The sequence below is a fragment of the uncultured Blautia sp. genome (assembly GCF_902497045.1).
GTDB lineage: Bacteria > Bacillota > Clostridia > Lachnospirales > Lachnospiraceae > Blautia_A.
The window spans coordinates 1-9,992 of the sequence record NZ_CABVDF010000093.1 but is presented as its reverse complement, the minus strand read 5'-3'; the positions used below and the strand labels follow the sequence as shown (position 1 = coordinate 9,992).

8 protein-coding genes are annotated in these 9,992 nt (G+C 45.4%); 2 read left to right on the top strand and 6 right to left on the bottom strand.

All coding sequences use genetic code 11. The features are described 5' to 3' along the window. The 6 genes from RDS42_RS08250 to RDS42_RS08225 form a co-directional block, all read right to left on the bottom strand. Window positions 1-991: aldo/keto reductase (locus tag RDS42_RS08250; protein ID WP_308783230.1), on the bottom strand; the 991-nt coding region annotated here is incomplete at its 3' end. Window positions 992-1,049: 58 nt separating this feature from the next. Then, window positions 1,050-1,979 (bottom strand): 1-phosphofructokinase, encoded by a 930-nt coding sequence (pfkB, locus tag RDS42_RS08245; protein ID WP_308783229.1) that lies wholly within the window; start codon window positions 1,977-1,979, stop codon window positions 1,050-1,052. Window position 1,980: 1 nt separating this feature from the next. Further along, a complete protein-coding gene (locus RDS42_RS08240; RefSeq protein ID WP_308783228.1) occupies window positions 1,981-3,033 on the bottom strand; it encodes a galactitol-1-phosphate 5-dehydrogenase in 1,053 nt (350 codons plus the stop codon). Window positions 3,034-3,057: 24 nt separating this feature from the next. Then, window positions 3,058-4,572 (bottom strand): xylulokinase, encoded by a 1,515-nt coding sequence (xylB, locus tag RDS42_RS08235; RefSeq protein ID WP_308783227.1) that lies wholly within the window; start codon window positions 4,570-4,572, stop codon window positions 3,058-3,060. After that, a complete protein-coding gene (locus tag RDS42_RS08230; RefSeq protein WP_308783226.1) occupies window positions 4,569-5,588 on the bottom strand; it encodes a LacI family DNA-binding transcriptional regulator in 1,020 nt (339 codons plus the stop codon). The genes xylB and RDS42_RS08230 overlap by 4 nt, the downstream gene beginning before the upstream one ends. Window positions 5,589-5,616: 28 nt before the next feature. Then, the gene (locus RDS42_RS08225) at window positions 5,617-6,465 is read right to left on the bottom strand and encodes a class II fructose-bisphosphate aldolase (protein WP_308783225.1); all 849 of its coding nucleotides are present in this window, start codon (window positions 6,463-6,465) and stop codon (window positions 5,617-5,619) included. Between the two features lie 230 nt (window positions 6,466-6,695). Between RDS42_RS08225 and RDS42_RS08220 the strand changes: the two genes are divergently transcribed. Both RDS42_RS08220 and RDS42_RS08215 read left to right on the top strand, forming a co-directional pair. Continuing rightward, on the top strand, window positions 6,696-7,139 hold the full coding sequence (locus tag RDS42_RS08220; RefSeq protein ID WP_177296613.1) for an RbsD/FucU family protein: 444 nt from the start codon (window positions 6,696-6,698) through the stop codon (window positions 7,137-7,139). A 191-nt stretch (window positions 7,140-7,330) separates the two neighbouring features. After that, window positions 7,331-9,916 (top strand): C1 family peptidase, encoded by a 2,586-nt coding sequence (locus RDS42_RS08215; RefSeq protein WP_308783224.1) that lies wholly within the window; start codon window positions 7,331-7,333, stop codon window positions 9,914-9,916. Window positions 9,917-9,992: the final 76 nt, after the last annotated feature.

The following is a 9,992-nucleotide window of genomic DNA, read 5'->3' as shown; positions in this document are numbered from 1 at the left end:
GATCTCCATCCTCATCCCAGAGATCATGCCAGTCATTGGCGCCTTCCCAGAGGAATACCTGACCTTTTACAAGGCGGTTTCCTTTTTCCAAAGTGGAGATGGTTTTCATTTCCTCTTCTGTCAGAGGATCTTCTGTCACGCATTTCAGATTAGATGAAAAGTTATGTACAGAGAACGGAATGGATATTTCGCCTCTCTGATGAGCCCATTTCAGAGCAATAAGCGCCGGATGTACGCCGTGAGCCTCTGCAATGGCTTTCATCTCCGGAAGCTGAAGATCTGCCACATCCTCCGGACAGATATCTCTTTCCGGCCTTCTTGGTGATCCCAGGGGCATGTAGCCTACCGGCTGAATATTGTGTGCCACCAGATAATCATAAAGCTCCTGCTGCTGGAAGCATACATGGAGTTCCAGCTCACACGCCGCCGGTTTGATCTTCATAAGCGGAAGCACTGCCTCAAGCTTCGGAATCGTCATGTTGGAAATACCAATATAGCGGATCACACCTTTTTCCACAAGCTCTTCACACTGACGATAGGTATCCATGAACTCCTCTACACTGAAAGGTCTGGAATCTGGATTTCTGGAATCCACGTCACATCCCGGCGCATGATAGTTCGGAAATGGCCAGTGGATAAAGTACAGATCCACATAGTCGCACTGAAGATCCTGGATGCTTTTTCTGCAGGCTTTTTCTACATCTCTGTGCATGTCGTTCCATACCTTTGTCATAATAAAGAGATCTTTTCTCTCCACCACACCTTCCTCAAAAGCGTCCTTAAATACCTTTCCGATCTGCACCTCATTGCCATAGCAGGCAGCGCAGTCAAACATTCGGTAACCACAGCGTACTGCACCGGCTACTGCTGCAGAAACGTCTTCTGCGGAAACACGGTCGGAACCAAAGGTTCCCATTCCTACACAGGGAACTTTCTCACCGGAAGGGAGAGTTACTTTTGGCACAAGTGCCGGATTAATAAATTCTGCCATCTTTTTTTCTCCTTTTTTATATTTCCTAATGAGTTCTGCTTATTGAAACAGTTACTCATTACAGTTTCGTAATCTTAATCTCAGGAAGCAGGTTTTCCATATCCTCCATACAGAAAAAACCGGTTTCCTCCCGCATAGCCGCAGCTGCGGAAACAGCACTTGCCTTTCTCAGCATTTCCGGAATGGAAAGTCCCTCCTCCATGCCAATGGCAAATCCCGCGATCATGGCATCGCCGCAGCCTACTGTATTTACCGCATCAATTTTCGGCACCTCTGCCCGAAATGTACCCTCTTCTCCCACAACAAGGGAACCATCCGCACCAAGGGAAACCGCCACAATCTCCACACCATTTCTGTGGATCTCTTTTGCCGCCTCAATAATATCATTGATATCGTCGCAGGTCTTTCCCGTAAGCATCCGGATCTCATCAATATTTGGCTTGATCAGGGTGGGCGCCGCCTGGATCCCCATTTCCAGAAGCTGCCCGCTGGTATCCAGAATAACCGGCTTTCCAGCTTCCTTTACAATTCTAACCAGACGCTGATAGGCAGTTCCGTCCAGTCCTTTTGGTACACTTCCAGACATTGCCACAATTTTTGCATCTTTTACAAGAGTACGGAATTTTTGCTCAAATCCATCAAAATCCTTTTCTGTAAGTGTAAAGCCCGGCTCCAGAAATTCTGTCTGTACATGCTTTACTTCATCCCAGATATTAATGCAGGAACGGCTTTCTGCCTCCACATGATAGAATTCACTTTTGATTCCAAATGGCTTCAGGGAGTCCTCAATATAATTTCCTGCATGACCGCCTACAAATCCGGTTGCCACAACCTCCGCTCCGTATATAGAAGCCGGCTTGGAAACATTCAGACCTTTGCCTCCAGGAACATAGGAACATTCTTTTACCCGATTTACCTGCCCTTCCTGATAATCTTCCACTACATACCGCTTATCAATGGCGGCATTTAAAGTTACTGTCAGTATCATCTTAATTTTCCTCGTTTGATAAAAGAATCTTTCCCTTTACAAGACCCGGGGTTTTATAAAGCTGAAAGGCCTCCTGGGCCTGGCTCATAGGAATCTTTTTGTAAATAAATCCAGGATCGAATTTCAGCTGTCCGGTTGCAAAATAATGAGCGGTAAGCTCCCATTCCTTTCCCGGGAACGGAGCGCTGTAGGACATCCATGAACCCGTAAGTTTAAATTCCTTACGATTCATATTTTCCCACTGTGCCGGAGTAAAGGAAAGTTCCTGATGAGGAGTACCGATAAAGCATACATGTGCTTTGTTTGCCGCCAGTTCAAATGCCATATGCATCGTCGGAACCTGACCTGCTGTTTCAAATACATAGCCGTATCCTTTGTTTTCAGTAATCTCCATAGCGGTTTTCATGTAATCTTCTTTTGTAGTGTTTACCACTTCGTCTGCACCAAGACGTTTCGCCAGCTCCAGGCGCTCGTCACTGATGTCAAAGACAACCACCTTTTTGGAACCAAAAATCTTTGCCCACTGCATAGTAAACATACCAATGGTACCGCCTCCAAGAATTGCAACACATTCACCCCCCTGATAGTCATTCTGCAAAAGACCGTGAAGAGCTACTGTGGAAGGCTCAAACATAGCCCCCTGCTCGTAGGGAATGGAGGCATCAAAGGGAACTGCGTTCTGTTCCGGAACTACCACATAATCTGCATTGCTTCCCTGTTCTCTGGAGCCGATAAAACTGTAATGTTTACAAAGCGAATAATTTCCCTTCTGACAGTCCTCACATTTCATACAGGGTACAAGAGGAGCTCCTGAAACACGGTCTCCAACCTTCACCTTTTTGACACCCTCTCCAATCTCTACTACGTCACCGGAAAACTCATGTCCCAGAACAATGGGATAAAAATGTACGCCGTTGTGAAGTACCCGTGGGATATCAGAACCACATATTCCGGAATAACGAACCTTGATCTTCACATAACCCGGTTTTACCTGAGGCTCCGGAATCTCCTGATACTGCACATCCTCATTTGCCACAACAACTGCTGCTTTCATTATAAAAACACTCCTTCCATTTCTTTATGCTTTTTTCATAAGACCGGATAAAGACCGGTATAATTCCAGATAAGTTTCATAATTTTTGTCATATACTGCTTTTTTCTCCGGATCTGGCTGATGTTTTCTGGTCACCTTTACCGTCTCAGCTACTGCTTCTTCATAATCCTTGTAAAATCCTGTGCCCACACCTGCCAGAAGCGCTGCCCCCAGAGTGGTTGCCGTATCTGAAGCAGGAACTGCCATTGTTTTTCCTGTAACGTCTGATTTGATCTGCGTCCAGAGAAGGGAGTTTGCAGATCCTCCCATAGCCCGAAGGATTTCTGCCTTCGCACCGGCTTCTTCTGCTGTTTCCAGATTATGACGGAGAGAAAACGCCACTCCTTCCATACAGGCACGTACCATATGACCCTTTGTCTTAGAAAAATCAAGTCCGTAAAATACACCTTTTGCATAAGGATTCCATATAGGTGACCGCTCTCCGGCCATATAAGGAAGGAATACAAGTCCATCACATCCAGGTTTTACTTTTTCAGCGATCTCATTAAGCTGATCCAAAGAAGAGATTCCTGTCTGCTCTCTCATCAGACGCTCGTAATCCGCAAATTCTCTCTCAAACCAGCGCATAACGCCGCCTCCTCCTGTAGTTCCGCCCTGAAGGAGCCACTTTCCCGGGATCACATGGAATCCCAGAATCAGACGGGGGTCTGCCTGATATTTTTCAATGCAGATACTCATTCCTCCAGCCTGTCCGCCCTGTTCCTGTGTCTCTCCAGAATGTATCACACCTGCGCCTAAGGTTCCGCAGGCTGCATCCAGACCGCCTGCTGCCACAGGAGTGCCTTCTGCAAGTCCGGATTCCTCTGCTGCTTTTTTTGTTACTGTTCCTATAATACGATCACTTGGAACAATTTCCGGAAGAAAATCCCTGGGGATTCCCATTTTCCTGCACATTTCTTCATCCCACTGTCCGGTACGCATATCAAAACAGTGGAGTCCATATCCCTGGGAAAGATCCTGTGATATCTGACCAGTCAGTTTAAAAGCGATGTAACTGTTGGACTGGAGAATCTTATAGATTTTGCAGTACACCTCCGGAAGATTTTCCTTATACCAGAGAATCTTTGCCGTAGTGTAGGAAGGCTGAAGGGAATTTCCGGCAATACGAAAAATTTCATCTTCCCCAATTTCTTCATTTAAACGGTCACAGATGGACTGTGCTCTGGTATCCATCCAGATAGGCGTATTAGTCAGTACTTTTCCACCTTTGTCAATAGCAATAGCAGACCAGCTTTGTCCGTCGATTCCCACTCCGGCAATCTCCTCCGGCTGGATGCCTGCTTTTCGGATTACCTGGCGAACTGCTTCACAGACAGCACTCCACCATTCCTCCGGATTCTGTTCTGCCCATCCTTCTTCCGGATAATATACCGGGTACTCGCCGTTTGCCGCTGCAAGAACCTGTCCTTTTCTGTCAAAAAGAGCTGCTTTACAGGCACTTGTTCCAATGTCGATTCCAAGCAAATATAATTGTTTCATTTTTCTCCCTTTCTGATCTGTGCAACAGACTTTCCATGGATAATAGCTGCCTCCAGTTTTTCTGTCTGATAAGGAGACGATCCGTCATTTTTTTCCAGACGGGACAACATAAGCCCTGCTGCTTTTTCAGCAATCTTCTCTGTGGGCTGGGATACAATGGTCAGTTTCGGATTGCATGCCCTGGCAAAAGAAAGATTATCAAAACCAACCAGGGAAATCTGATCCGGAATCCGGATTCCCAGTTCATTGCTGCCTATTACAGCGCCCAGGGTCATCTCATAGTTGGTCACAAATACCGCCGTCATTTCCGGGTTTCTTTTCACTAGCTCCTCCATGGCACGGACACCGCCCTGAATGGTATAATCCCCATGGACTATCAGAGATTTCTTTATTGATATTCCCAGTTCATCTAACTCACTGCAATATCCCCGCAGTCTTTCCTGCGCTGTGGAAATTTCTTCCGGACCACCGATAATTCCAATATTCCGGTGTCCGTTTTCGTAAAGAAGCCTTACTGCATCTATGGCAGCCTGCTCATTATCCACAAGAACACTGTCGCAGGAAACGCCCTGTATCTTACGGTCGATCAGAACGATCGGCTTTCCAGTTTTCTGGAACTCCTTCAAATGACCGCCCTCTGCATCAACGGGCATATTGATGATCCCATCCACCCTTTTTCGGCTTAAAAAATCGACTGCTTCATGCTCCAGTTTCCTGTCGGTACGACAGTCACAGACAATCGTTGCATACCCATGGTTTCTCAGGATATCCTCCATTCCGGTAATGATCTCCGCACAAAACACATTATTCAGCTCAGGTATCACCACACCGATGGTTTTTGTGGCATTTGTTTTCAGATTTCTGGCAACCTCGTTCACTTCATAATGAAGCTCTTCAATGGCTGCTTCAATCTTTTTTCTGTTTTTTTCTCTTACATTTCCTCCATTAAAGTAAGAAGAAATAGTCGCAAGCCCCAGTCCGGTAAGCTTTGCGATATCTTTCATGGTCGCTGCCATAAAAATCACCTCTGCATATTACCGTGTTTCAGGCTTTTCCGTCACAGCCGCAAACCTGCATACGATATTTTACCAGTTCTTTGACTGCCTGGATCGCAGCACGTCCGTAAACCTTTGGATCAATGGTATTCTCTTTTTCTGCAAAGGTTTCTTTTACTGCCTTAGAATATGCCTCACGAAGCTCTGTAGCAAAATTCACTTTACAGATTCCCCGTCTTACACAATCTTTTACCTCTTCGTCACTTAAACCGGAAGCGCCATGAAGAACCAGCGGAATGTCTACAACCTTACGAATCTCACTGAGACGTTCTTTGTCAAGCACCGGTGTTCCTACATAAAATCCGTGTGCTGTTCCGATTGCCACTGCCAGAGATGTGACTCCTGTTCTCTCTGCAAATTCTTTTGCCTCCTGAGGATCTGTATTGGTATCAGCCTCAGCCTCCAGGTCATCTTCTTTTCCGCCCACTTTGCCAAGCTCTGCCTCACAGGGAATATTCAGCGCACGGGCCGCATCTGCCGTCTTTTTTGTGATTTCAACATTTCCTTCAAAATCAAATTTTGAACCATCGATCATTACAGATGTATATCCGGCTTTCATCGCCTGTACAGCCAGTTCAAAACTGCTGCCATGGTCCAGATGAAGGCAAACCGGAACGCTGGTTTTTTTTGCCTCTGCCGCTACGATTGCTCCATAAGTCTCTACTGTTCCGTATTTAATAGTAGATGGAGTTGTCTGGATCATAACAGGAGCATTTAACTCCTCTGCTGCTTCAATGATAGCCTTTACCATCTCCATATTCTCCGCATTAAAAGCGCCTACTGCATATCCGCCCTGCTGTGCTTTCAGCAGCATTTCTTCTGATGTTACAAGTGGCATGATGATGTCCTCCTTATTGTAAAATATGATCTGACTGTTTTCTGATTTCTGCTGCTTCAGATTCTTTCCAGAGCAAAAACCGAAACGTTTCTGTTTTGACCTCATTTTATAATACCGAAACGTTTCTGTCAACAGTAAAATATTCATCTTTTAAAGGAAAATATTCTCTTGAAACTTGAGAAGAACACAGGTAAAGTTTAGGATAGAAAAAAATGATCGGAGGTACTGAAATGTTAAAAGGAATTCCTGAAATTTTATCACCAGAATTATTAAAGGTATTATGTGAAATGGGTCACAGCGACCGTCTCGTTATCGCTGACGGAAACTTCCCGGTTGAATCCATGGGCAAAAATGCCATCACCATCCGTTGTGACGGTCACGGTGTTCCTGAGATCCTGGAAGCTATCCTGAAAGTATTCCCACTGGATACCTATGTAGAGAAACCGGTAAATCTCATGGAAGTTATGCCTGGTGATACTGTAGAAACACCAATCTGGGATACATACAAAGAAATCATCCGCAAGTATGATGACAGAGGCGATGCAGTAGTAGGCAATATCGAGCGTTTCAAATTCTATGATGAAGCTAAGACAGCTTACTGTATCATCTCTACCAGCGAGAAAGCTCTGTATGCAAATGTTATGCTTCAGAAAGGCGTTGTAATCAACGACTAAGCATTTGGATATATGACTGATCCGCCGGGGGTGCAGCAGATCAACGATATATGATAAATTCTTCAGGCAGCATAAGTTCCGAAGCCGGGGCTTATGCTGCTTTATTATTATATATCATTGACATCTTTTTCAAGAATCGCTATATTTTAGTTAAGCAACCTGTATTTATATAAAAATAAAGGAGGATCCTCATGAAATATCGCAAAAAACAGCTTCTAAGCCTGCTTCTGAGTACTGCCATTCTAATTGGAAATTCTTCTGTATCTGCAGCCGGCTTCTCATCTGGCGCAAGTGAAACAGTCCCATTCTCAAAGGATACTTCCTCTGAAAATGATATCAGTCTCGCCGACCCGGAAGATTCTTTTTCTGCTTCTGATCAAACCGCTCAGGAGGATATCTTTATCGAAGATCCTGAAATCACAGAAGCTCCTGAGTATACGGAGCCGGAAGGAAATGCTGATCTTTTGGACGGCTCCCAGAACATAGAAGACTTTTCCTCCGGGGAAATGGAAGAAGAACTCTTTTCCTCCGGAGATACAATAAACAACACAGAAGACGCAGATTATATACTTGGACGTCCTATGACGGAAGAAGAAATTCAGGAACAGCTGGATCTCATGGAAAACATGCCTGCGTTTTCTCCTGCAGAAGATCCCGACAGTGATCTCAGCATAAGCAAATACGGCCTTCTGCCTTCTTATTATGATTCCAGGCAGTCAGGCATCATCTCCTCTGTAAAAAATCAGAATCCCTTCAATATCTGCTGGGCTTTCAGCCTTGCTTCCAATTTTGAGACCTCTCTTCTGAAACAGGGGCTTGGTACCTGGGATCTTTCTGAGGAACACCTTGCATACTTTTTTGCCAACAGAGTCAATGATCCTCTGGGAAATACTCCTGATGACAGGATTGTCCATCTTGGAAAAAACTACCATGACAGCGGAAACGGTATGGTCGCATCTTTCTTTTTGAGCACATGGTCCGGTATGGTATCCGAAGGAAAGGCACCTCTTCCCACTGACTCCACACATACTCTGGATCTGTCCCGTCCTTTGGATCCGGCCATTGCCTATAATACCGATGTCTGTTTGAAGGATGCCATATTTTCCGCCTATTCACAACAACGTATGAAGCAGCTCGTTTCTGAGTACGGATCTGTTTCTGCCATGATACTGATGGATAATGCCGGAGTTTATTACCGCCCGGAAACAGCTGCTGCATGCTGCCCCACTGCAGGAAAGGTAAATCATGCAGTCACTATCGTAGGATGGGATGACAGCTACTCCAAGTCCAATTTCCCGGCAGCTTCCATGGTTCAAAAAGACGGAGCCTGGATCGTAAAAAACAGTTACGGATCATCCTGGGGAAAAAATGGATACTTCTATCTTTCCTATGAAGATGCATCCATCTCAAACCTTGTATGCAATACTGCCATTACCTCCCCTCAGTATCCCAATAACTATTTTTACGATGGCGCCGCCTCCGGAACAACCAGTTATACAGTAAAGGCCGGCAGTTCCATTGCTAATGTCTTTACCGTCTCTGCCGGCCAGGGCAATGCAGAAGAGCTTGGAGAGATCGTTCTTTCCAGCAAGCAGGATTTTACTACATACCGCATCCAGATCTACACAGATCTTTCCGATCCACAGAATCCTGCCAGCGGAACCCCCGCATTTCGTACTCCGATAGAGTATACCCAGCCTATCGCAGGCATTCATACACTGAAACTTGACAATCCGGTAAAGCTTGTACAGGGAAGTAAGTATTCTGTGGTACTTACCTTTCCATATGAAACGAAATATTATGTGGAAGCAAATACCTCCTCTGCATCAGGATCCTGGTTCAGATCCATTGCCGGACTGGAACCGGGACAAAGCTTTTTGTCTTCCACCGGCACCAGATGGACGGACTGCGCTGCTTCTAAATCCAATTTTTGCTTCTGCATAAAAGCACACACAAGAACACTGGAAGCACCGGCAGTAATCACGCCGCGCCCCACAACAGCACCGCGGCCTACATCCACTCCGCGCCCCACGGCAGCACCACGGCCTACATCCACTCCTGTTCCCCGGACTTATCAGGTGGTATATAAAGCTAACACCAGCCTTCCCACAGGAAGCATGCCGTCTGATAAAACCAGATATACTTCCGGTCAGTCTATAAAGATAAAATCCGCCCCTTACTGTACCTCCCGTTTTTTCCTTGGCTGGAACACCAGAGCGGACGGAACAGGAGCTACTTATCTTCCCGGAAAAACGCTGACCATCAAAGGAAATATCACTCTTTATGCAAAATGGGGCAGCAAATGTATCCCTTCCACAAAACTGATCTATCAGGTTACCGGCAAACAAACAGTTGCCTGCTGCGGCACCACGAACCCTAACATAAAAAAAGTGGTTATCCCTTCCAGTATCCGGTATATGGGAATCACCTATCGGGTAACCTCTGTGTGGACCAATGCTTTCAGGGGGAAAAACAAACTTACGAATGTGGTCATTGGAAATAATGTTTCTGTTGTCGGCTCCAGAGCCTTTTACAACTGCCGTAGCCTGAACCGCATCACTATTGGTACCGGACTGAAACAGATCGGCACCTACTCATTTGGCAGAGTAAAACGTAAGTGTATCATTAAAATAACCAGTACACAATTAAGTAAGGTCTCTGCAAAGATTGATTACGGTTCCCAGAAAATGACGATCCGGGTTCCCAGAAAAAAACTAAATCAGTATCGAAAGCTATTTTCTGCAAGATCCCGGACTGTAACAGTAAAAAGCTATTGAAAACAGATGAGAACTTTTTTTATAGCATAACAACAATAATAGCCAAGCATGGATACATATCCAGGTTTGGCTATTA